General features: G+C 59.1%; 18 protein-coding genes and 2 pseudogenes. 4 read left to right on the top strand and 16 right to left on the bottom strand.

Annotated features, from left to right (window positions below; translation table 11 throughout):
• Positions 1-155: 155 nt before the first annotated feature.
• The 4 genes and pseudogenes from C7H84_RS37430 to C7H84_RS34845 form a co-directional block, all read right to left on the bottom strand.
• Complete coding sequence (locus C7H84_RS37430; protein ID WP_240462192.1) at positions 156-788, bottom strand: FGGY-family carbohydrate kinase; 633 nt, start codon at positions 786-788, stop codon at positions 156-158.
• Between the two features lie 198 nt (positions 789-986).
• Positions 987-1,666: pseudogene (locus tag C7H84_RS37425) on the bottom strand (FGGY family carbohydrate kinase); the annotation flags it as partial.
• A gap of 1,080 nt (positions 1,667-2,746) precedes the next feature.
• Positions 2,747-3,259, bottom strand: a complete 513-nt coding sequence (gene tpx / locus C7H84_RS34850; RefSeq protein ID WP_121863050.1) for a thiol peroxidase — start codon at positions 3,257-3,259, stop codon at positions 2,747-2,749.
• A 412-nt stretch (positions 3,260-3,671) separates the two neighbouring features.
• Positions 3,672-4,073 (bottom strand): annotated as a pseudogene (locus C7H84_RS34845) (transposase); the annotation flags it as partial.
• A gap of 156 nt (positions 4,074-4,229) precedes the next feature.
• On the opposite strand from C7H84_RS34845, the gene C7H84_RS34840 reads away from it, so the two are divergent.
• Positions 4,230-4,700, top strand: coding sequence for a hypothetical protein (locus C7H84_RS34840; RefSeq protein ID WP_162999489.1), 471 nt, complete (start codon positions 4,230-4,232; stop codon positions 4,698-4,700).
• Between the two features lie 539 nt (positions 4,701-5,239).
• On the opposite strand, the gene C7H84_RS34835 is transcribed toward C7H84_RS34840, so the two are convergent.
• The 11 genes from C7H84_RS34835 to C7H84_RS34790 form a co-directional block, all read right to left on the bottom strand.
• Positions 5,240-6,235 (bottom strand): malate dehydrogenase, encoded by a 996-nt coding sequence (locus tag C7H84_RS34835; RefSeq protein ID WP_121863042.1) that lies wholly within the window; start codon positions 6,233-6,235, stop codon positions 5,240-5,242.
• A gap of 1,082 nt (positions 6,236-7,317) precedes the next feature.
• The gene (locus tag C7H84_RS34830; protein WP_121863041.1) at positions 7,318-8,427 is read right to left on the bottom strand and encodes an EscU/YscU/HrcU family type III secretion system export apparatus switch protein; all 1,110 of its coding nucleotides are present in this window, start codon (positions 8,425-8,427) and stop codon (positions 7,318-7,320) included.
• On the bottom strand, positions 8,424-9,206 hold the full coding sequence (gene sctT, locus C7H84_RS34825) for a type III secretion system export apparatus subunit SctT (protein ID WP_121863040.1): 783 nt from the start codon (positions 9,204-9,206) through the stop codon (positions 8,424-8,426). Before sctT ends, C7H84_RS34830 begins: the two co-directional genes overlap by 4 nt.
• Positions 9,207-9,216: 10 nt before the next feature.
• On the bottom strand, positions 9,217-9,486 hold the full coding sequence (locus tag C7H84_RS34820) for an EscS/YscS/HrcS family type III secretion system export apparatus protein (RefSeq protein ID WP_121863039.1): 270 nt from the start codon (positions 9,484-9,486) through the stop codon (positions 9,217-9,219).
• Positions 9,487-9,503: 17 nt separating this feature from the next.
• Positions 9,504-10,154: a type III secretion system export apparatus subunit SctR gene (gene sctR, locus C7H84_RS34815; RefSeq protein WP_121863038.1), complete on the bottom strand. Its 651-nt coding sequence runs from the start codon at positions 10,152-10,154 to the stop codon at positions 9,504-9,506.
• A gap of 79 nt (positions 10,155-10,233) precedes the next feature.
• On the bottom strand, positions 10,234-11,295 hold the full coding sequence (locus C7H84_RS34810) for a FliM/FliN family flagellar motor switch protein (protein WP_121863037.1): 1,062 nt from the start codon (positions 11,293-11,295) through the stop codon (positions 10,234-10,236).
• Positions 11,276-11,782, bottom strand: coding sequence for a hypothetical protein (locus C7H84_RS36800; RefSeq protein ID WP_162999488.1), 507 nt, complete (start codon positions 11,780-11,782; stop codon positions 11,276-11,278). The genes C7H84_RS34810 and C7H84_RS36800 overlap by 20 nt, the downstream gene beginning before the upstream one ends.
• 25 nt (positions 11,783-11,807) lie before the next feature.
• Positions 11,808-12,155, bottom strand: coding sequence for a hypothetical protein (locus tag C7H84_RS34805; RefSeq protein WP_240462190.1), 348 nt, complete (start codon positions 12,153-12,155; stop codon positions 11,808-11,810).
• Positions 12,156-12,163: 8 nt separating this feature from the next.
• Positions 12,164-13,501, bottom strand: a complete 1,338-nt coding sequence (locus C7H84_RS34800) for an EscN/YscN/HrcN family type III secretion system ATPase (RefSeq protein ID WP_121863035.1) — start codon at positions 13,499-13,501, stop codon at positions 12,164-12,166.
• Complete coding sequence (locus C7H84_RS34795) at positions 13,488-15,581, bottom strand: EscV/YscV/HrcV family type III secretion system export apparatus protein (RefSeq protein WP_121863034.1); 2,094 nt, start codon at positions 15,579-15,581, stop codon at positions 13,488-13,490. The genes C7H84_RS34800 and C7H84_RS34795 overlap by 14 nt, the downstream gene beginning before the upstream one ends.
• The gene (locus C7H84_RS34790) at positions 15,578-15,946 is read right to left on the bottom strand and encodes a secretion protein (protein ID WP_240462189.1); all 369 of its coding nucleotides are present in this window, start codon (positions 15,944-15,946) and stop codon (positions 15,578-15,580) included. The genes C7H84_RS34795 and C7H84_RS34790 overlap by 4 nt, the downstream gene beginning before the upstream one ends.
• Before the next feature lie 159 nt (positions 15,947-16,105).
• Here C7H84_RS34790 and C7H84_RS34785 point away from each other — a divergent pair, with 159 nt between their 5' ends.
• Positions 16,106-18,883: a two component system sensor kinase gene (locus C7H84_RS34785; RefSeq protein WP_121863033.1), complete on the top strand. Its 2,778-nt coding sequence runs from the start codon at positions 16,106-16,108 to the stop codon at positions 18,881-18,883.
• A 24-nt stretch (positions 18,884-18,907) separates the two neighbouring features.
• Here C7H84_RS34785 and C7H84_RS34780 read toward each other — a convergent pair whose 3' ends face one another.
• The gene (locus tag C7H84_RS34780; protein WP_121863032.1) at positions 18,908-19,558 is read right to left on the bottom strand and encodes a two component system response regulator; all 651 of its coding nucleotides are present in this window, start codon (positions 19,556-19,558) and stop codon (positions 18,908-18,910) included.
• 503 nt (positions 19,559-20,061) lie between these two features.
• Between C7H84_RS34780 and C7H84_RS34775 the strand changes: the two genes are divergently transcribed.
• Together C7H84_RS34775 and sctD are read left to right on the top strand one after the other, a co-directional pair.
• Positions 20,062-21,585, top strand: a complete 1,524-nt coding sequence (locus C7H84_RS34775) for an EscC/YscC/HrcC family type III secretion system outer membrane ring protein (protein ID WP_121863031.1) — start codon at positions 20,062-20,064, stop codon at positions 21,583-21,585.
• 16 nt (positions 21,586-21,601) lie between these two features.
• Complete coding sequence (gene sctD / locus C7H84_RS34770) at positions 21,602-22,810, top strand: type III secretion system inner membrane ring subunit SctD (protein ID WP_121863030.1); 1,209 nt, start codon at positions 21,602-21,604, stop codon at positions 22,808-22,810.
• Positions 22,811-23,405 lie beyond the last annotated feature (595 nt).

Raw genomic sequence — 23,405 nt, 5'->3', positions numbered from 1 at the left:
AGGCCGGTACCACTGCGCCTTGAACTCCCCTATAGCGTTGTCGGCGACGACGCTCTGGAAGTGATTCTGATTCAATATTGTTCACGCGTCCGGTTATTCGGGGACACGATACTCCCAAGCGCTTCGGCCAAACTCACGACGGGTTGCCCGGCCGCTTACGGACATTGATCCTTTTCCGCAGGCATACCGGTTATGGAGCCGGCGACCTCTTGAAAGCGCGTGAAGTGCTGCCGAAGAATAGCAGCGCGCATCGGCTCGGGCCGCACATACCAAACGCTACTGACTGGCTGCGCGGTACAGCTTCCTACGTCTCGCCATCCGAGCGAGCGTGCCGCAAGTCGTCCCACGCCCGCGGTCGCGAGCATTTCGGAGTCCGGGCTGATGTGTAAAGTTTTACCAAACGCGTTCGCCAAGGCCTGCATGAATATCTTGCTTCTAGTGCAGCCGCCGATGGTCCTCAAATAACCATCCAAGGGGATGCCGAGCAGGTCGCCGCACCATCGCAGCGATTGTGCGAGTCCTTCGCATACAGCCTGTAGCATGTGCGCGCGCGTAGTCCGTGATGAAATTCCTATAAATGCGCCGTGGGCAGACAGGGTCCTAATTGGACATCGTTCAGGCGAAATAAATGGAACGAACATCAAGCCGTCTGCTGTCGGCCCGGGCGCGGCTTGCGCGTCGAACTGCTTGAAGACTCGGACGGGATCTTCTCCTGGATGGTGACCGAGCAACGTAAGTGCCCACGCGAGAACGTTGCCGGCGTTCAGTACGGGCGCGATACGGATCATCTCATCCGCTTCCCACGACCGTAGGGTGAACACTGCCTCAACTGCCGCACATGGTGAACTGTCTCTGTCAACGATTTTTGCGACCCATCCTGTCGTTCCGACGTACAGATACGGTTTTTGCTTGTCAGTGATACCTGCGCCTAAAGTGGTGGCGGCCGCATCGCCCATGCCACACAGCACGGGCGTCCCGGTGCGAAAGCCTGTTGCGAGTGAAGCCGCCGCATTGACGCAACCGACGACCACATCGGCCGCACTTAGCTCGGGCAACAGCGAGCTGTCCACGCCGAAGCTTTCCAGCAAGGTGGAATACCACGCGCATTCATGCGCAAGTATCAGACCAGTAGTTGACGCGGTGGTCCAGTCACAGACGGACTTGCCGCAAAGGCGGTGTACGAGATAGTCCTTGGCGCTGAATAGTACTCGATGCGTTTTGATAAATCGATCGGGATCATGTTCCAAAAAAAAATCAACTTCGGCAGCAACGACGCTGCAGTGACCGCGCCGCCGATAGTGTTACGCAGTTCCGCCCGGCCGAATCGGTCATTGATTGCGTCGGCTTGGACGGACGCACGCACGTCGGCGTACAGCATTGCCCGCCCGAGCGCGATACCATGACGGTCCACGGTAATGAGGTTCTGCATTTGACCGGCCGTTGCAATCATCTCGATATGCGCCGGGTCAACGCCGCGGCGCCACCATGCGTGCGCAGCTTCGGCTAGGAGCCGGTACCACTGCTCCGGCTCCTGCTCAATCGCACCCAACTCATTCGACCATGTACTGACCGATTTTGTTTGCGAATGAATCAGGTTGCCATCCCGCGTTATAAGCGCGGCTTTGAGCGATGTCGTCCCGACATCGAAAGCGGCAATAAGCGGCATTATTGGAAAGGCAACATAGAGAAAATGGAGCCATCAACAAAAATCCGACGATGTGCGCTAAAGAGTGCTAATTCGCACATGCTGGGTTGGTTCGCTGACATATTAATGCATTCAAAACTGACCATATGCATCGTAGCGGACGCGCCCGCGCAGGCCATACAAAAAGCGATCACGCATTTCGACGCCAGTAAGGCACGGATCGAGACGGCAACGCAACAATCGTCGCCGCTAATCCGATTTCAACTACGGTCACTCATCGAACCACTGCGATCTGTGCGAGCGTCACGCAAGTGGCAGTATGTGGACCCAAACCGACGCCCAACCGCGCAGTGCTGGTCGGCGCGGAGTTCGATTTCCGTTCGGTCATCGCATGGAATCTACTCCCACGAAATGGGATGCGGTTCCCGGCGCGGGTTGTTCGCAATGTCTCGATGCGTGGCAAAGGCGGTGTCTGGCAACGCAGCCATGAAACATCGCCGGCTGAGTTGCGTCGCTCTGGCGGAATCAACCACCCTGGGGCGGCGACTCGTCAACATCTCATTGATCCGCGCCGTGCAGGCCGCAAAAAGCCGGCCCAAGCCCGTCAGCAAACTACCTCTTCGTCGACTCGTACGACATCCTGCTCGTGGTCTTCTCAGTGCCGCAAATCATGACGGTATATCCAGCCTGATGCGCTATTTGATGCCATTGCCGTTATCCGGGGAAAACTGGGACGTCCGTTTACCCACGCCGAAAATCGTACAAGGCGACCGGGGCTCCAGCTCCAAACCCCATCGGCAGCGCGCGTGAGCGCCGCATCATGCCGGTGTATCGCAAAGATCGGCGCGCGGCAGAGCGGTGCGCCCGGGGAAAAACGCGAGGGCCGGTGGGCCGTTCGATTGCCCGACTGACGCCATGAGACTCGTTCCGAACTCTACGCTTATGGTCATACAGCCTTTATGCGAGCCCTTGGCTTTTGCCTCGATTTTTCGGACGCATTGCAAGCCACAATTAACCAATTTCGCAACGGATCCTAAACCATTAAGATTGCATGAGCAGTTGGCGAGACGGCGCAACGAACAGTATGCGCCGTTGATCACCTTAACGCTGCGTTTGAAGCAATGTCAGGATCGACTCGTAATCCGGCTCTTTAGTTACGTCCTGCATTCTCTCGCTATAGATGACCTTGTTTTGCGGATTGAGTACAACCACCGCACGCGCGTTGAGTCCCTTTAAGGGGCCATCCGTCATCGCCACGCCATATGCTTTACCAAATGACGGCGAACGGAAGTTCGACAATGTCACGACATTATCGATGTTTTCGGCGGCGCAAAAGCGCCTTTGTGCAAATGGTATGTCTGCGGACACGCTAACGACCACGGTGTTGTTCAGCTTACTTGCCATCTCGTTGAATCGCCGTAGAGCGGCACCGCAGACGGGTGTATCGACACTCGGGAAAATATTGATGATCTTGTATCGGGTATGAAAATCCGCCAGCGACACGTCGTTCATTTCGCCATTCACCAGTTCGAAATCTGGTGCGATCTTTCCAACTTCAGGAATGGGACCTGCGACTGTGACCAACTTGCCATTAAGGGTTACCGTATCGGACATTACATGTGCGCTATCTTTTTTCATATCCATTGAGTATGCCTGTGAATAAGCAACGGTTGTAAGCACTGCCGCAGCAATGCAGAGCATCCGTTTCCTGATCATGATCTCTCCATGTTACAAGTAAGCTATCGTAGGGGCGCTTATGTAGGCCGATCGCCAGCCTTGTAAGCAACCCCCACAAGTGTAGTTGGATGATCGGTTTGGGCTCTCAAATTTCACTCTTCGCTCTGGCATCAATCCGGTGGACTCTCGCAGTCGTACGTAGGTCCGGACTTTCGGATTCCGCGATGATCGGCTTTGGGCGTATGCAATCCACGGACAGCTCTCCTCAGAGTAAGGTGACTGGAGCAGCCCCCTGAAACACAGAACATAGCCTCTCCCTCAAACTATCGGGGATGCCCTATGTCCTTCGTCAAGCGTGAGTGGCTGACTTGGGTTGGTAAATGGTGCCGTCGCGCAGCATGGCGAGCAGGACGTCGCAGCGTCGCCGTGGGAGTGCGATGAGCGCTTGGTTGTGGCGCTTGCCCTGTTGGATCTTGCGGGCGTAGTAAGCCCGCGAGACGGGGTCTCGTATTGCCACGAAGGCAGGTAGGAACAAAGCGCGCTATAGAACCTTGTTGCCGCGTCCGGACGGATGCTCACCGCGGATCGATGAGCCAGAGCATCGAGTGACCGGGACAAGGCCAGTGTAGGCGGCCAGGTGGGCGACCGAAGCGAACGTTTTATGGGCAACCTCGGTCAGGAGTCTGGCGGCGGTCCTGACGCCGACTCCCGGCGTGCTGGTCAGGACCGGCCAAAGAGGGTGAGCAAGCACCAGTCCGTGCGTGAGCGTATATGTAGCCATATGGGTTCTGGAGCAGTGCGCAGGCGAGCAAAGGGCGCGCGCTCGGCGAGCGACTATCGACGACATGAGTCCCGACGCGTTGAAGGGCGGTCGCGTGTGCGTGGACGCGAGCAATCACGCCAGATCGTGATCGTTCACGATGCGGTTGCGGGCGGTTGCAATCTGTTCTACCTGGAGCGCTTGCGCCGCCGCTATAGTGCCGCAGACTGTGCGAACCTGCTGATGTGCCGGTTCATCGGCGATTCGGTATCGGTGCTAGAGCTGGCCGACGTGCAGCGCAGCATGATCGACTCGTGCGGACGAATGGACCGACCACAATTCGCTGTTGCTGTCGCATCCGTCAGCGTGCCGCGAGCGGTGGGTCGGCCACAACTGGGACGCACCGGCGACCCGGTGGGCCCGGTGGCCGTAGCGCAGCCGTGCGTCGAGGGTGGATCGTTTCGAGCGCTGAGCGCCAGCAGTTTCGAGGCACAGGCCGTTGCGGTCGAGCAGATCACGCAGCGCAATAGGGTCGGTTATATCGCGATCAACACAACAGGCGTCGGCAGGGCGGCTATCAACTGGTGCGCAAGTTCTACCCGGGTGCGGCCGCCCTGAATTAGGCGCCGGAGGTCAAGACGCGCCTGGTGATCAAAGGGCAACCTGTGATCCGCATGCTCGGCTGCAGTTCGACACGGCCTGCACGGATCTGGCGGCGTCCTGAGACCGGACTTTTATTTTTCCGGTCCGGACTCAGGCGATGAAGGTGCGGCCGTGATGTGCGGCTTCATTCGTACCACCTGCCTGAATGGTATCGATCCCAAAGCCTAACCGGCACCGGCAAAGCCACAGTGGCCCCTATTCGGCTAGATATTGGCGCCGCGCGTGAACTCCAGACTCTTGTTCCGGTCGTGCTTACAAGGCGGAGTCCGAAACACTATGCTTGGAAAGAAGTCGTTACGCGGCAGCGACCGAATTGGCGGCTGTTATTTGAGTGTCCTGTATGGCTACCCGGTTTCTCCATCGACTCAGGCAAAGTCCGCAGAACGTGCCATGCAGGACAGCGGCGCGCCGGAGGCGCTAATAAGAGCGCCATCTTGTCTCGCTAAAGAGGCAATCCGGCGCTCGCTTTGCGGCTTGAGCATGCGCGCGAATCGTTAGTGTCCGGCGGCGAAGAATGCATTGACAGCTTCGGCTTCCCGCACCAATTCTGCTACCGAACGATCGATAAATTTGCGCGATTCCGTGTCGATTTCAAGGCCCTTCACGCGCTGATAGATCCTACTGTTCGTACACGTCACCGGCACCCCAAACATAAGCCCTTCGGGAATGCCGTAGCTGCCGTCGGACGGCACGCTCATGGATACCCATCTACCGTTGCTACCATTCACCCAATCTGACATTTGATCGATTGCCGCGTTCGCCGCCGACGCAGCGGACGAGGCACGCCGCGCTTCGATGATTGCGGTGCCTCGACCGGCGACGCGCGGAATGAAAACCTCACGATTCCAATCTTCATCGTTCACGACCTCGACTGCGGGTCGTCCGTCAACGCGCGCGAAACGATAGTCTGCATACATCGTCGGAGAATGATTACCCCACACCACCATACGTTCAATCGAATCGACAGGGCGGCCACATTTTTGCGAAAGCATCGAACTGGCTCGATTCTGATCAAGACGGATCATCGCGGTAATCGCATCTTCAGGTAGATCGACGGCAAACTGACGGGTAATTAGTGCATTCGTATTCGCGGGGTTACCGACGACCAAGACCTTTATATCGCGACTCGCTACTTCGTTAAGTGCCTGCCCCTGTGTGCGGAAAATTGATGCGTTAGCTGCTAGTAGATCGCTGCGCTCCATGCCCTTACTTCGAGGTTTCGAGCCAACAAGCAGCGCATAATCCGCGTCGCGGAATGCGACGCGTGGATCATCCGTCACCTGCACCGAAGTTAGCAGCGGGAACGCGCAGTCTTCGAGCTCCATGACCACACCGCGCAATGCGTCGAGAGCATGGGGGAGCTCAAGCAGTTGCAGACTTATCGGCTGATCATTCCCAAGCATGTCTCCGTTTGCGATACGAAAAAGCAGAGAATAGGCGATTTGGCCGGCAGCTCCAGTGATTGCAATCCGCTTAACGTGCTTCTTCATGATATTTTCCTCCAGCAATGGGTGATACAACGTCCTTCGCACGTCACGCGGCAGTTGGGCGGAGTATTACGGAGCGCCCAGACCATCGAAGTTCCAGCGAATGTTCTACGCACTGTAGCGTCGTCGTTGACACAACAAAAATATATCGTTCGCATGGAATCGATGCGAAACATGCATATCGTCGCTATTTCCCCTACCGAGGATTGGGGCGTTAACGCAATAGCAAAGTAATAGCTAGGAATAGCAAGACCTTCGTGTCCCTCACCGATCTAGGCGCTTGGCGAGGCCGCATACGCGGCCATTGCTGCGCATTGAGCGCGGCGCGGATCAGCAAGTCCTGGAATTGTCGATGCACTACTGGCGGACGTTAGGCCGGCCGTAACGTCTTCACCCTCAACGGCAAGAAAGCGAGGTCGAGGCTGTCAACTGCCATTGTGGTTGGGCCCGCGAGGGTGGGTTGCGGACACAATCAAGATCGGTTCGGCAGTGTCGGGTGGGTGCGGATGATTTGACGCTTACGGTCGGCCAGCGCACTGACATTGTCGCGCGCCGCGTCCCGGCCCGATTGGTGGGCAATACGCGTGAATTGGCGTGTGTCGTGGTATCGTGTGGCTTTCGGGCGACAATCTTAGGGTGCAAGCGTGGCGAGTGCACGCTATAGGATCGTCACGTCTCGTGGACGGCACTACGATATTCGCTTTGGAGCAAGCGGATGTCGTACTTGGCTGGGTCCTTCAATGTAAGGTATCGAGACGGACAGCACGTGCACGTCAAGTCCGCCGGCGTGCGTATTTCGGTCCGTACGATCCCTGTTTCAGTTTGCACTGGTCGTTTCTCGTTGTTGCCGGGACCGATCGACGATTGCGGCAGTCCCACGGCGCTTTAAGGCAGCCACCCTGAAGACTCGCTCTTGTAATGCACCGTGTCACTCGCCGCGGGTTTTCGACGTGTTTCCGGATTTCAGAATCGGTGATCATCGCTTCCGGAATATGCGCGCGCGCTCTCAGCGTGCTACATAGACAAGGACGAGCGCCAAGGCTCGCGGCGCTCGCCGCAGTATTGACTGGCTCTATCCACGGCATTCATCCTGCAACCGATGGCCCCGGAGGAAGCTCAGTGGCGCCGGCGTCCGGATCAGGCTCGCCGATATCATGGTCGTAGTGCAATTCCATCGCGACGCGGAGTACATGCGCAACTGCCTCGAATAGATCAGGCGGAATACGCTGCCCGACTTGGAGTCGCCCTGCGAGCGCGCGCGCGAGCAGCACGTTCTCGACGACGGGCACGTTCGCGCGTTCGGCGAGCGCCACGATGTGCAGCGCCAACTTGTCATGGCCGATCTCGACCACCTCCGGTAGCGGCGTTTCACCGCGACGGTAATAAACGCAGACTGCAACATGCGTGGGATTGCGCACGACAACTGTCGATTTCGCGACATTCGCGGCCAGGCTCCCGCTGTGAACTTCTCGATGGATCTCACGCCGCCTGTGCTTGATTTCCGGATCTCCTTCCGAATTCTTGAACTCCTGTTTAATGTCCTCCGGCGACATCATCAGTTGCTTCCTCGTGTTGTAGCACTGGAACGCGAAATCGGCGATGCCGAACACGACATAGAAGGCGATAAGTGCTGCCCACATCCAGTACAGCAATTGCGTGCTGACTGCAAGCCCGGATTCTATGCTGAAAAGCGAGAGGAATTGCAGTGACGGTGCGTACTGACGGATCAGATAAAAGAAGATCGCTGATAGCGCGCCGACCTTAAACAGCGATTTTACGAACTCGAACAGGCCCTTCAGCGAAAACATTTGCTTGAAATTCGAGAGGGGATTAATCTTGTTGAACGATGGTTTGAGCGCCTCGATGGCGAACAGCGGACCGATTTGCGCGATCACTGCGACGACCGTGGAGGCAATCACGAGCATTGCCATGCCGATGGTAAAGCGAATCAGAACAGCACCGAAAGCGCGCACCCAGTGAGTAATCGCGGCAGTGAAGTCATCGTTGACGCTCTCGATCGACACGTTCACGAGCATTTGGAACGCGTGTAGCAAATGTACACCTTCGAACAGAAAATAGCCGAGCAACACTGTGAGCTGCGCGCCGCTTGTGATCTCAGTGCTTTTCGCGACCTGGCCTTTCTTACGTGCTTCGGCGATTCTTCTCGCTGTCGGCTTCTCGGTTTTCTCGCTCATCGGAGCATTCTCGACAAATGTGCGGCTAGTTCAGGAAGCGTTGCGATTTCGGCGAGCGGCAGCCGAAACGCGAAGCTCGCACACGAGACGACCAACAGAAGAGCAAGTGCACTCTTGATCGGCATCGACAGGAAGAATACGTTAAGCTGTTGCGCGGAGCGATTGACTAGACCGAGTGCCATATCGACGAGTACCATCACCGCCAGTGCCGGCATCGCGAAGCGCAGACAAATCTCGAGCATCATGTGCCACTGCTGTGCGAGGAATGCGAGCGCACTGGGACTGAAGCGTAGTGTTGAGCCGGGAGGTAGCGTGACGTAGGACGCGTAGATCGTCTCGATCAGCGTGTTGAATCCGCCCGATACCAAAAATAGCAGTGTGAAAACCTGCGAGAACACCATCCCGAACGGCGACGATTGCGTGGTGAGCAGCGGGTTAAGCACGCTTGCCATTGAGGCGCCGCGTGTTGTATCGATCAAAAATCCGGCCATGTCGAGCGCCCAGAACGGAATTGCTGCGCAAAATCCGATCAGCGCACCGATGCACAGCTCTCCAAGCGCGAGCCACAAAAAAAATTGCGCCCCGTCCGCCTCCCGCGAGAACGCTCGCCACGTATCGTGAACCGGTAGCATGGGCAGCACGATCATTAGTGCTAGCGCGTTGCGCACTAGCGACCCGCCGAGCGCTGCTGGCGTGAAAACGGGGAGGATCACTAGCGTGCTGAACGGGCGCAGGATCATGATTGCGATGATCGGCAACCATTGGACAAGTAATTGCATATACCGCCCGTTAGAAGCGCATTCTTCCAATCTGATCGAAGCTCTGCAGCGTGTAGTTGATAAGCACGTCGCCAGTCCAGTGATACGTACCGGCGAGCGTGACGGCGATTGCGAGCAGCTTGATCAGGAACTGGATAGTTTGGTCTTGAACTTGTGTGAGTGCTTGCACGAGGCTGACGAGAACACCAACTACCGATGCGACGACGACGACTGGCAGCGAGAGCAGCAATACAAGCCACATCATTTGTGCGGCGAGTTGTGTGAGCACGGCTTCGCTCATATGCGGCGTGCGTGGGGTTAGGCGAACGACATTATGAGCTGGCTGATCAGCCTCTCCCAGCCATGCACCAGCACGAACACGAGCAGTTTTAGCGGCAGCGCGATCGTCATCGGAGACACCATCATCATCCCCATTGCAAGCAGAACGTTCGAGACGATTAGGTCGATCGCGACGAATGGCATAAACAGCAGCAGACCGATCTTGAACGCTTCGATTAACTGGCTTACGGTGAACGCCGGCAGCAACACAAGTAGCGAGTTGTCAGCTATCTTGCTGCGGTACGGCTCAGGCCAAGACTTATGACCTATGTCAGCGAAGAAGCGGACTTGGTCTGGCATGGTATTGCGCTCAAGAAATGCACGATACGGCCCCAAGATCGTTTTCTCCACCTGCTGTGCGAAATCCGGAGCCTCAATCCTGATCGGATGCCCGGTGAGGTTGTCTTGGATTGCTAGTCCCACGGGGGCCATTACAAACATCGTCAGCACTAGCGCGAGTCCGTGCAGCGCAATGCTCGACGGAATCTGCTGCGTGCCGAGTGCGTTCCGCAGCAGCGCAAATACAATCGAAAGCTTGAGGAATGACGTCCCTAGCACCACGAGAAGTGGCAAGATCGATAGTGCGAAGAGCACGCCGATCAACTGGAGCGGCTGGTCGAGAAGATTCATCCACGGATCCGGAGGAACGCGATACGAGATGCATTATTAGAATGCGCCGTGCGTTAGCCAATCAGGCCGAAACCTGAAATCATCTGGATAGAAGCTGTTCGATGCGCACGGCCAGGCGACCGCCGATTTCGAGCAGCGTGCCGCGCGCAAAGGGCTTTCCCGCGACCTGGAGCGTGATGAGATCTTCAGGCTGCGCGGGGCCGTCGAGAATGTCGCCGGCGCGTAGACTTGCGAGTTGTACGAGCGGCACGTCAATTGTCGCAACATGCGCCACGACGCGCACGCGGGCCTCAAGCACATATGATGACGGTGCATGCGCATCGCGCTCATCGAAAGCATCGGGTGTATCGGGCACGTTCCCTGCATCCTGCGATGGAGTGGGGGTGACGTCGAGCCAGTCATCGAACGTTTCCATCATAATTCCAATTGTGAAAGAACCCTGCCGGCATTCAAGCACGGTGGCGAGCGGACGATCGGCGTAAAGCGAAAGCTCACCTTGCGTGACTGCATAGGCATGTTGCAGCACCAGCGCGTCGCCCGCGCGAACGCCCGCGAGCATCGCGGTGTTGATGATGGTCCAGCCGGCAGCGAGTGAGAGCCGAATCGCGGGTGCTGCGGCGTGCTCGTCGTGTGGGCTCGAGCGAGGCGAATCCGGCTGCAAATGGACCGGCAGCGGATCAAGTCCGCGCGCGAGCTGTTCGAGCCACTTGTGTGGCGCCTCCATGATCCGCAAGTCGATCGAAGCGAATTCACGCTCGCGCTCGATCCGGAGCGACCACATGGGCTTGGCCTTGCATGCGCCTCGCTCAATTGCGTCTGCGCGTAGCCATGAAATGCCGGCCGACCCGAGATCTTGTTCGATACATGCGCACGTCCACGCTGCGAGGGCACCACGTAGCTCGACGGGCGTCGCGTCCCAACTCGGCACGCTCAGTATCGGCTCAATCCAACTGCACCACGATAGGGCATCGACCCAAAGGCGCACGGGACCGTCGTCCGTGCGCGCCGATACAATAAGCCCATCGCCGCCTGCGTGCCCGAACCGCATCGTCAGTGCTCCGCCGTCGAGCGCCAGCCATCGGCCCGCACCGACCATACGTAGCAGCGCGAGCGTAGCGCGGTCAATCTGGAGTGCTCGCATTGGACCACTCGAGTGTGACGTGCTGAGAGAAGCATGCGACCAGCGCCGTTTCGAGGGGGCCGCGCAGCCGGCGCGCTCGGGCACGCAGATGCGCCTCGACGTGGGCTGAATCGAGCGAGACGGCGAGCGTGCCATCCGCACAACGCGCGTGCAGCGTGAATCCGGCGAGTGGGCCGTTCGCGATACGTAACGTTAGTACGTCGGAGGACGTCTGTCGCGCCGTGGATGATGGACGATCAATCGGCGCGGTCACAAAGACCGGTAGTGCGCGTCCCGCATGCCCACTCACGCTCTCGGCCACGCCGCGCGTTTCAGGTGCAGTCTCTTCGCAGCCGTGAATGCGTGGAAGCTGTGCGTCGTCGGCCGACGCGTCGAGCCACGTACAAAACTCGTCGGCGTCGCCACTTGCATGCATTGCGTCGCGATCCGCGGCGCTCACGGTGTGCGAAACACGCGGTTCCCGGAACCGCGCCAGTGTCATTGTCATCGTTTTCACAGCGGATCCCGTTTCGTCATTCTAGCAGTCCGTTTAATTTTTCCTGACCGACCAGTATACGGTGCAGTTCACCGAGCTGACTGTCGCGCTCCTGCCGGAGCGCCCGCCGCTGCGTGTCGACTGTCTCGATCTGTTCGGCGAGTGTCCGATCGCGTTCATGATAGGTCGCGAGCTCACGCTTGAGCGTCTGCAGTGCCGTAGGGTCGTACACTGCGTCCACGTCCGCGCGCATGCGCCATTCGGCCACGAGGGAGCGGCGCGCCTCAAGTAGGCTCGTCTTGCTCGCGACCAGCGACGCGTCCCGCTGCTCGATCGCTGCGAGCTTGCTGCGTATGCCGCGCTCGCGCCGCTTCTTGAGCGTCACGAGTGTGGTCAGCGTTGACCGTCCACCGTTGTCCATAGTTTATCGATCGTGTGTTCAAACGTGCTCCTTTCTGTCGCGGACTGGCACAGGAAGCTGCGGATCGCATCGCGGCGAGCGAGCGCGTCGTCTGCTTCTGAATCACGTCCTGGTTCGTATTCCCCTACCCGCACGAGTAGCTCGATGTCACGATAAACGGCATCGAGGCGTCTGATCCGGGCGGCGAGATTCAGATGGCGCGCATCGACGATTTGGCTCATCACGCGGCTTACGCTGGCTCCGATGTCGATCGCCGGATAATGATTCGCCTGAGCGAGCTTGCGTGATAGCACGATATGGCCGTCGAGGATCGAACGGACCTCGTCGGCGACGGGCTCGTTCATGTCGTCACCCTCGACAAGCACCGTGTAGAGGCCGGTGATACTTCCCCTTGCAGCAGGCCCGGCGCGCTCGAGCAAGCGCGGTAGCCGCGCGAAGAAACTCGGTGGATAGCTACCGGCTGCGGGCTTCTCCCCCGCTGCGAGGCCGATTTCGCGCGCCGCGCGCGCGAACCGCGTAAGCGAGTCCATCATAAGTAGCACGTCACGGCCCTGATCACGGAAGTGCTCGGCGATTGCGGTCGCCGCATAGGCGGCCTTCAGTCTTTCAAGCGAGGAGCGGTCGGATGTCGATACCACGACAACCGACCGTGCTCGTGCCTGCGGGGTCAGCACGTGTTCGAGAAATTCGCGCACCTCGCGGCCGCGCTCCCCTATTAGCGCCAGCACTGTGACATCGGCGAGGCTGGCATCGCAGATCATTCCTAGTAGCGTGCTTTTGCCGCCGCCTGCTGCAGCGAAGATTCCGATTCGCTGTCCTCGACCGCAGGTGAGCACAGCGTCGATTGCGCGCACACCGAGCGGCAGGGGCGTATCGATAATCGGGCGAGTGAGCGGTGCGGGTGCCGCGCGGTCAAGATCGATCCACTCGGCGTCAGCGGGTGGCGCGGGGCCGTCGTCAAGCGGTCGGCCGACACCGTCGACGACGCGTCCGAGAAGAAAATCGCCGACCGGTATCCGATGCGGTCGCCCCAGCGAGCGCACTGCGCTGCCGGCTGAGATCCCACGCGGTTCGTCGAACGGGGACAGCAATGCCGCGTCGCCGTCGACCGCAACGACTTCGGCGTCAATCCCGCTTGGTTCAAGTCGGCACAAATCGCCGAAGCGCACGCTTGACAGTTTCGCGCGCACGAGAGTCGAGCCGATTTCGACAACGCGCCCATAACGCATGTTCGGTTCAGGTGCGACACCTCGCGGTGCGAGTCGTGCATCGACGAGAGCATTGACCAGCGCACAATCAAGCTGGCGCATCGGCGAACTCTCCCATCAGATCGGCGGTACCGATCACGCGTAGCTCTGCCTCCTCGCCGATTTCCTGAAACGACAGCACCGAGAGATCGCCGAACTCACGTTCGACGATCTTGCGCACGAAGCGGCGCACGTCGATAGCAGTAACGAGAACGGTACGCTGCAAGTCTGCTTCCGCGAGCGCGACCCTCAGGCGCTCGAGGATCGCTTTCGTATGGTCAGGCGCGAGTGACGAATACGACCCCGCGGCTGTCTGCCGGATCGATTCCCGTATCAGCGACTCGATTCGGTCGCCGATCATCCAGCAACTAATCCAAGGCTGACCTGCGCGATGACGCGTTGCAATGTGTCGCCGCAGCGCAACGCGTACGTATTCGGCGAGCATTACTGGATCTTTTTCGCGCGGCGCCCATTCGACAAGTGCCTCGAAGATGGCGCGCAGATCACGCACAGAAACGCACTCATCGACGAGCCGCTGCAGCACGTTCGCGATCCGACCGATCGGCATCTGACGCTGCACTTCCTTCACCAGCTCGGCATACCGGGGTTCCATGGCATCCATCAGGAACCGGGTCTCCTGCACTCCGATGAACTGTGCGGCGTGGCAATCGATGACGAGCGACAAGCAGTATGCGACACGCGCATCATCGTGGTGAATCGTGATGCCAAGGGCAGCGATCGCCTGCGCTTGCGCGATATCGACCCATCGCAGTCGCAACCGCGCGAACGGCAGCGGTTCTATGCGCACGCGTTGTATCAAGGGCGCGGAGTTGTATGCATCAAGTAGACACTCGTTCGGGGGCATCGCGAGTGTGAGGACGGGCTCCTGATAAAGAAGGATCTGTACGGTATCAGAGGGAAGGCCGGCGTCGGCCTGTAGATGGATTTCAGGTAAGGGAAGTCCGAGCTTGTCGAAGGTCTGCGTACGCAAGGCGTCGAGTGCTTCGGCGAGCTTAGCCGGTCGCACCGCCGATTCCCCGTGGCGAATCATCAGTGGAATTGCGCCGGGCGACATCGCGACTCCGGGCGTGCCCACCGCGTGCCCGGCAAGCGCGCCAGGCGGCGAGGCAGTTCCGTGTGCCGCACCGCTGACGCTGGCCGAAGCTGCGCTGTCGGCGCGCCGACGCAGATGCCACGCGCAGCAAAACGCAAGCGCGGCGAGTAAGACGAAGTAGAAGACCGGAAAGCCGGGGAGCATCGCGAATACGAGCAACACAGCCGCGGCGAGCCAGAGCGCCTGCGGCTGTCTTCCAATCTGTTCGGTAAGGTCCGCGGCGAGCGGCTGGCGTATGTCCCCCGGCACGCGCGTGACGATCATGCCCGCGGTAATCGAGATTAGCAGTGCGGGAATTTGGCTCACAAGGCCGTCGCCGATCGAAAGGATTGCGTACGTTGACATCGCGTCGCTTGCAGTCAGTCCGTGCATGAATACGCCGACCGCGGTGCCACCGAGGATGTTAACGAGAATGATGATGATGCCGGCGATCGCATCACCTTTGACGAACTTCATCGCACCATCCATCGCACCGTACAACTGGTTCTCCTTCTGCACGAGGCCGCGCAGTCTGCGTGCCTCATTTGCGTCGATCGTGCCCGCACGTACGTCGCCGTCAATGCTCATCTGCTTACCGGGCATGCCGTCGAGCGAGAATCGTGCGCTTACCTCGGCGACGCGCTCTGAGCCCTTTGTGATGACGATGAACTGGACGATGGTGATGATCACGAATACGATGAGACCGACGCCGAGGTTACCCCCCGCCGCGAAACTGCCGAACGTGTAAACAATTTCGCCCGCGTCAGCCTGAAGCAGGATGAGTCGCGTCGTGCTGATGGTTAAGGCGAGCCGGTACAGCGTCGTAATGAGTAGTAGAGATGGAAACACCAAGAATTCGAGCGGATCGCGGATGTACAGCGACATCATCAGCAGGATGATCGAAATCATCAGGTTGAACGCGATCATCAGATCGACGAGTCCCGTGGGCAACGGCACGATGATCATGAAAACCGCAATAAGCAGCATCATTGCCAGCACGACGTCCCGACGGCGCGCGGCGCGCGCGAGCCACGGTGTTAGCCGTTTCATGCAGTGACTCCATCGTGAGCGTCGAGCAGGCGGCGCATCGACCGGTGACCGGCCAGCCAGTCGCGGGTGCTTGTATCACGCGGGAACACGCAGCTCACGACGAGCTGCGACCTCGTCGCAAATGCATGTAGAGCCAGGCCTTGTGCGCGCATCGGGTCACACCGCGCGATGACCCGCATCAGTGCGTCTCGGCGGCAAGCGGTGTCGACCGCATTCGCAAGCGACAACGTGAGTCGTCCCTCGTCGACTTCGATGAAAAGACGCGTACCGGTTCCTGCGAATTCCATTCGCTCGGCGATGCGGTCGCAGGGCAATTCGAGAAGGCGTAGCAGTTGCTCGAGTCGGCGCTCCGTTTGCAAATCCATTCGATTCCTTCGTGGGCGGAAGAAGCAACGTGAGACACGGTCAAATATCGTGCCGAAGCGCAGCGGCGTAGAGCATACGGTAAAGGCCTGAATTTGCACGTGCGCAAAGTGTCCCAATGCGATAATTGTGCTGCAGATGTTGGAAGGGACTCGTCAATAATGCGCGCATTGTGGGAAAAGTCGTTGACCGCGCGGATCATGGTGATCCTGAGTTGCGCGATTATGGTCTTCTGGCTGCTGTCCGAAGCCGTCGGCTTTTATTTTCGGTACGTCGAGGCACAGAAAGAGCTGCGCACGGAGCTGACCCGGCAGCTCGAATATATCGCGCGGGAGGAAAGCTACCGTTACGAATATGCTGAGCGACATGCTCGGATGCTGATGGCGTGGTGGAACATGCACCTTCTCGACAATCGCAGCAGCCGACTCCAGAGGGTGCCGGGGAAGGCGCAACGCGTGATCTTCGTGCCGTTTGAGGACGCGCAGGGAAATCGCAAACTCATCGAGCGTGCATGTGACATTGTCGCGGCCCATGCGCGCATGATCGCAGATGTCCGGATGGACACTTTTCTTCTACTGCCGACGGAAGGGATCGTGCTTCTCGAGCCGGAGGCAATGCCCAAGAAGGACATGCTGCTCAAGATCGGCGCACTCATGTCACTGCGCACGCTGGCGAACCTTCCGGGCGTACATTGGGGAGCGACGAATATGGATTCTAATGGCGTGCCGCGAGTGGCCGTGGCCGTTGTCGATCCGCACACCGGCGTCGTCACGGGGCACTGTTTGCGGATTGGCGATTTTCCCGCAATGGCGAAGGACGGGGGATTTAGCAACGCTCTGCGCTTCGCGTTGGAGACTCAGGGGGGCAATGTGTTGTGGATGGGCTCGGAGACGCCTACGATGCCGCCGCCCGTATCGCTGCTCTCGCTGGAATCCGATAGCACGAAAGGGAACCGTCGAGACGATCATTTCGTGATCTGCGCACCACTGGAGGGGCCGGGTTGGTGGTTGAGGGCAGTTTATCCGAAGAGTTCGGGCGTAGACAATGCGATTTCTCTGCTGCCGCTGACGACGCGTTTCGCCTTCGTCATCCACCTGTTGCTGATCGCGTTTGTCTACGTCACTCTGCAGCAGCAGCTCGGCCGACCGCTACGCCATTTCGTCGAGGTTATAGACGCGCAGCGCGAAGGCGATCTCGGTCGCCGCCTTCCGACCGAGTCGAGTGACGAGTTGAGTCGTATCGGGTTCGCGTATAACTCGCTGCTTAGCACCGTCAATACGTACTACAAGACGCTCGAAAGCAAGGTGTCGGAACGCACGCGCGAACTCGCGGAGGCGAAGCGGCTCGCCGAAACGGCAAGCAATCGCAAAAGCGAGCACATCGCGGGCATTAGCCATGAGCTTCGCACACCACTCAACGGTATTATTGGGGCGCTTGCGCTGCTGAATCGTAGTGCGCTCCAGCCAGAGCAACGCGATCTCGTTCTTGTCGCGCAGCAGTCGTCGTGCTATCTGCTTGGGATTGTAAACAACGTGCTGGATTTTTCGCGAATCGAGGCCGGCCAACTCGAAATCGCGAGCGATCGGACCGATCTACTCGCGCTGATCGACCAAGCAATGCTGACGATCCATATTCGCGCGCACGAGAAGAGCCTGAGCATGCGTACTTTAGTTGCGGCCGATGTTCCCAGGCGAGTATGGCTCGACGGCCTACGGGTGCAGCAGATCTTGGTCAACTTGCTCGGCAACGCAGTGAAGTTCACGGAGCGAGGGCACATCTATTTGCTCGTCGAGCGCCGGGCTGACATGCTGGCGTTCGTCATCGAGGATACCGGTACAGGCATTCCGGATGAGTATCAGTTGGATATCTTCAAGCCATTTGTGCAGGTGCGCGCTCACGACAGCGGCAACGGCCTTGGCCTTCCGATCGCATCGCGTCTCGCAAACTTGATGAACGGCGAGATCCTGCTCGACAGCAAGCCCGGCCAAGGTACGCGCTTCACGGTGCTGCTGCCGCTGCAGGCGGACGGGATACCGCCAGCACCACTCGCGGGCCATTTCGTCGCGCCATCCGCGCTGCACATGCAGTTACGCACGTGGGGGCTCCGTGTTGAAAAGGGTGAGAACGCGCTGTTTCCGATGCCGGAGTCCGGGTATTTGCCAGGCAAGTTGTGGGAGAAGGTCGTGTTAGCGCTGCGAGGTGAGGCCGTGCGAGAAGAGGCGGGACCGAAGGCGGTATGTGCATGGTCGCTGAAGATCCTCGTCGTTGACGACGTCGCGGTCAATCGTGACATCGTTGGCAAGATGCTGCGGGAGCTTGGCCATCTCACGTGTGCCGCAGCGTCCGGTCAGTGTGCGCTCAAGCTCGGCCACTCGCGCGTTTTTGATCTAGTGTTGATGGACCTGCGTATGCCAGAGTTGGACGGTATGGCCACTGCGAAGCGCTGGCGCCGGCCCGAAGAAGGCGTGCTCGACCCGGATACGCCGATAGTCGCGCTCACCGCAAACGCATCTCCCGCCGAACATGAGCGTGCGAAGGCGGCCGGGATGAACGGCTATCTGACAAAGCCGGTATCCCTCGAGCAACTGGCCGAGATGGTCAATCAGGTTTCGTCGATGCAGCTCATGCGCGGAGTTGAACTCACCCCGAACGCCAAATCGTGCCCGTCGCTGTTGAATTCGAGCGACGCCGCGATGCGCGAGAAGCTGCATCAGACGCTTGTCGATCTGCAGCGACAGGTGGACGTCGTATGGCATACGAATGACGTCACGTCGATGCTGAACGTGCTGCATGCCCTGAAGGGTTGCGCGGGACAAGGCGGGTTGGATCTCTTGCGCGAGGCAGTCGAGGCGCAGGAGCACCGAGTGCGTACAGGTAACTGGATGAGCTATCAGGACGTGCTGAATTTGGCGGAACTGATTTCCATTCAGAATGCTTGATTGCTGCCGACAGAGAGGGGCGGTTCAGCGCAGTCCGAGCCGATGTGCCCAGTTGGCCAGTTCCGCCGCGTTGTGCGCGTCGAGCTTGCGCATCAAGTTCAATCGATGTGTCTCCACCGTCTTAATTGTTATTGTGAGCTTCTCCGCGATGTCGCGATTGCGGCAGCCTTCGGAAATCAGTTTGAGAACTTGACGTTCGCGCGGCGTGAGCTTAACCGAGCAGTCCGGCGCGGCCTTTGTCGTGATCTGGGTGAGATTGAGCGCCGGATCGATCGCGGTCTGGCCGCGCCACACTTTCCAGATTGCGTTGAGCAGCGTTTGCTTCGAACTGTTCTTCAACATGTAGCCGTTTGCGCCGGTCGCGAGTGCAGTTATCGCGCGATGCTCGGCAGTCTCCGCGGTGACGACGAGGATGCCGAGGTCCCGCCAGCGCCGCCGCAATTGATAAATCACATCGAGTCCGTTCATGCCGGGCAGCCCAAGGTCGAGCAACACAATGTCGGGATTGAGCCGCTGGCACGCCCTGTACACTTCGAGACCGTTGCCGACCTCGTCGACCACAGACAACGGGGGCGATGTATCCAGCAGGTTTTTGAGGCCCAAGCGCAGTAGAGGATGGTCTTCCGCGATTAGGACGCGTATTTCGGCGGGAGCAGTAGTATTCGTGAAAATCATGAGAGGAGTGCCGTACGTAAAAGAAAAATTGCTCCAAGCCGTCCTAACTTCAGGTGATGACCGGATCGATTCTATCAACATTTATCCAGAGAATGGCGCACCATGGAGCATGGATATCAGATTGACGTCCCCGCATGCATTCGCTACCTTGAATCGGTCTCGATCGGCAGCGCGCGACGTGGACGGTGGTCGCTGAGGATGGACGAGTTGGACGGCTGGTGCGGCGAAGGGGCATACGGTGTTTGGGTCGCGTTCCCTCTCGGTGGAGCACCGCCCGAACCAGCATGGATTTCGCACGCGGCGTTGTGGCTGGCGTCACAGCGTTGTCAGTTGGACGATTCGCTGTGGCTAGATGGTGGCACGCTATACCTTGTCCGTCGCTATGACAGCGACTCCGATGCAATAGCGCTGCGCGATGGGATTGAGCAGCAAGGTTCGGTCGTGCGCTGGCTCGGCGCGCATTACGCAGCCGCGTGCGGCTTGCCTTCCGCTGGACGGCGGGAATGATGCTCCTGCGTCGCTTCAAGAGAGCCCGTGCATTGGCTAGTGCGGTAGTCGCCACGAGCGTGGTATTCGGTCCTCCTACGGTTGCGTGGCCCTCTTCGATTTCAACGCACGGCGCGGAGCCGTTCTTTTTCGCGACGCGTGGTACTAAACTCGCCGACATGCTGCACGATCTCGGCGCGAACTATCGCGTGCCGGTTATCGTTAGCGAACAAGTGAACGGTGCGTTCATCGGCACGATCGACGGTGGTTCACCGGACGCGACGCTCGATCGTCTCGCGCGTCTTCATCGGCTTGCGTGGTACTACGACGGTCAGACGCTCTACGTGTATCGCGCAAATGAGGTGTCGAGTCGCCTAATAGCTCTCGACTATCTGCTCTCGTCGACGCTAATTGCGCAACTGGACTCGGCTGGCCTGCTCGATGGTCGGCAATGTCGCGTGCAGGCGATCGAGCAGGCGAACGCGGTCGAGGTGTACGGTGTGCCCGTCTGCCTTGAACGCGTTGCGCAATTCGCAAAACGCCTCGATCAGCAGGCGGTCAATCGAGAGCAGAATCAGGAATCAGTTCGTTTATTCCCGCTTAAGTACGCGACAGCCGCAGATACTTCATATAGCTATCGATCGCAGCAGGTTACGGTATCGGGTGTTGCGTCGGTTTTGCGCGAGATGGCGCAGGGCCGCGCGCTACCACCCAAGGATAGTAAGGGGCAGTCCCTCGCGACCGACGGGTCGCTACCGATGTTCGCTGCCGACGAACGGCAGAACGCGGTGATCGTGCGAGACAAGCGGGCGAACATGCGTCTGTACGGCGACTTGATCGCGCAGCTCGACCGCAAACCAAAGCTTGTCGAGATCTCGGTGACGATCGTCGATATTAACGCGGAGGATCTCGGCGCTCTTGGTGTCGACGCGCATATGTCTGCGCGGATTGGCGGCGGCGCGGTGAGTTTCAATGCCGGCGGCGAGCGCGATACTGGCGGCTTCTCGACGGTGATTTCGAACACCGGCAGCTTTATGGTCCAGCTCACCGCACTGCAACAAAGTTCGAAGGCGCGCATTTTATCGCGACCCTCAATCGTTACGCTGGATAACATGGAAGCGGTACTTGATAGAAATATTACTTTCTATACAAAAGTGAGCGCCGAACGCATCGCGAAGCTCGAATCGATTTCGACCGGCTCGCTGTTGCGCGTGACACCGCGCATCGTCGGCGATTCAGGGCGGCAGGAGGTAATGTTGGCGCTCGTTGTGCAGGACGGCCGGCAGGCGAGCCCGTTGAGCAGTCAGGAGCCGTTACCGCAAACGCTCGGATCTGAAATCGCAACGCATTCACTGCTGAAGGAAGACGAAGCACTGCTGCTTGGCGGGTTCGTTCAGGATGAGCTGAGCGAAGGCGAGCGTAAGATCCCGCTGCTGGGCGACCTTCCGATTCTCGGTAGTCTGTTTAAGACGACCCGTCAAAGCAAGCGGCACACGATCCGCTTGTTCCTGATCGAAGCGAGCCCCTGGCAGCAAACGTAGGTGACATGTCGATTCGATGCACAAGCTGAAGTGGTTGAACGGCCCACTTGTAGGGTTCGAGTTCGACTTGCCGCTCGGGACAACGCAAATCGGTGGCGAAGACGCGGATATCGCGCTGCCGGTCGAAGGCGGTGCCCAAGCGACATTGACGAGTGGCGAAGATGGCGTACGCGTGTCTGTAGACGCGAGCGTATGGGTCGACGGCAAACTGTGGCACTCAGATTCCGTGTTGCCGTTTCGGCGGGCGATCGACGTCGCCGGCATCGCCTTCGTGCTTGGGGAAGCCAGCGATCGATTACCTACGTTGCCGGTGCCTGCGCGGAGGCGGGTGGCGACGCGGCCGAGGCATGCAATTGTGTGCGGAGCGGGCGCCACGCTCGCGGTAGGTGGTATCTTCGCGGGGCTTGCGCTTATCCTGTGGCGTCCGGCGGAGCCGAGGCACTTTGATGTCGATGCGTGGCTCACACAGCAGATGCATGCTCCTGCGCTTCGAGGCCTGCGCGCGCAGCAAATGCCGCACGGTACCGTCGTTGTGAGCGGCCTTTGTGCCTCGTCAAGCCATGTTGAACGGTTGCGAGTACTGATGCGCCAACACGGCCTGGCGATGCGCGACGAGAGCATTTGTGCAGATGCGCTGCGCGAGGCCGTCCGCAACCTGCTTTTATTGGGCGGTTATCGCGATGTCGACGTGCGCAGTGCTGCGACGCTGGACAGTGTCGAGATCCGCGGGCCGATTGTTGCCAATGCGGCGTGGCAACGCACTGCCGCGCAGCTCAACAGGTTGAGGGGACTGCGCGCCTGGCGCGTCGTCAATGATCGCTTGTTGTGGTTCGATCGACTGTTCGAGGCGCTGTCGAGCCGCGCCTCCTTGGAAGGGCTAAGCATCGCAATGTCTGGCAAGACGCTGATTGTGAGCGGTGCGGCCGATTCGCCCCGCGCGGCGGTACTTGCAGACGTACTCGCCGAATTCAACCGCTCGGCCCGCGACGGCTTCGTTGCGACGTGGCAGAACGTGCCTTCGCTGCAGGCCGCGAGCACGTATCTGCCTGCGCCTGTTGTGACAGTGGGCGGTCATGCTAGCGCGATTTACGTCGTGCTAGCAAACGGCATGCGGCTACAACCAGGCAGTGTATTGCCAAGTGGTTATGCAATCGTGCATATTACGCGTCGAGCGATGAGCCTGCGCAAGGGCGAGCACCTAGTATCAGTACCGCTCGACGTGTAACCCCCTGTTGGAGATTTCGATGGTACGACTGACTTCTCTCGAAGAAGCGCTGTTCGCAGACGCAACCGGCGAAGCACGTGACCGCATGACCGCTACGCTCGTACGCGGGATGACGTCGGATGTCGAACTCTCCCCGGCAGTGCGATTCGCTGCAAGCGCAGCGCTCGACGTAATCAACACGCTCTGGGCGAGGTATCACGAATGCGGCGGAAGCAGGCCGAGGGACGGCGACCGATAAGACGGAAGCCGATAGCAGACGGAAAATTTGCGCATCGTCGGACCTTGGCCGGCATTAGCTGCCCACGAGCGCATTGAAAGATGTTCTAGCAGATCGAGGCCATCGTGACGGCTGCTTGCATCCCCGCGGACGCTGTATCACGCCTCTGCTTGAAAAAATCGGATCATGCCGTGGCAGTGGCATCGCTATAACGCGCTGGCTCATCGAACGTGCTCTTTGCGTGGCTCCTGGCGTTCAGATCACTCAAGGTTCTCTACGAACGTATGCGAACATGCCGGAGGTGTTCCTCTCGCTCGCGGGCTGCTTGATCGAGAAGCGCGTCAAACCTCGTCCTTCAGGGCTGGGTTTTACCCACAA

Source organism: Burkholderia sp. Nafp2/4-1b, assembly GCF_003635165.1.
Taxonomy (GTDB): Bacteria; Pseudomonadota; Gammaproteobacteria; order Burkholderiales; family Burkholderiaceae; genus Burkholderia.
Note: the sequence above shows the minus strand (reverse complement) of the source record. Positions and strands in the feature narration are given on the sequence as shown.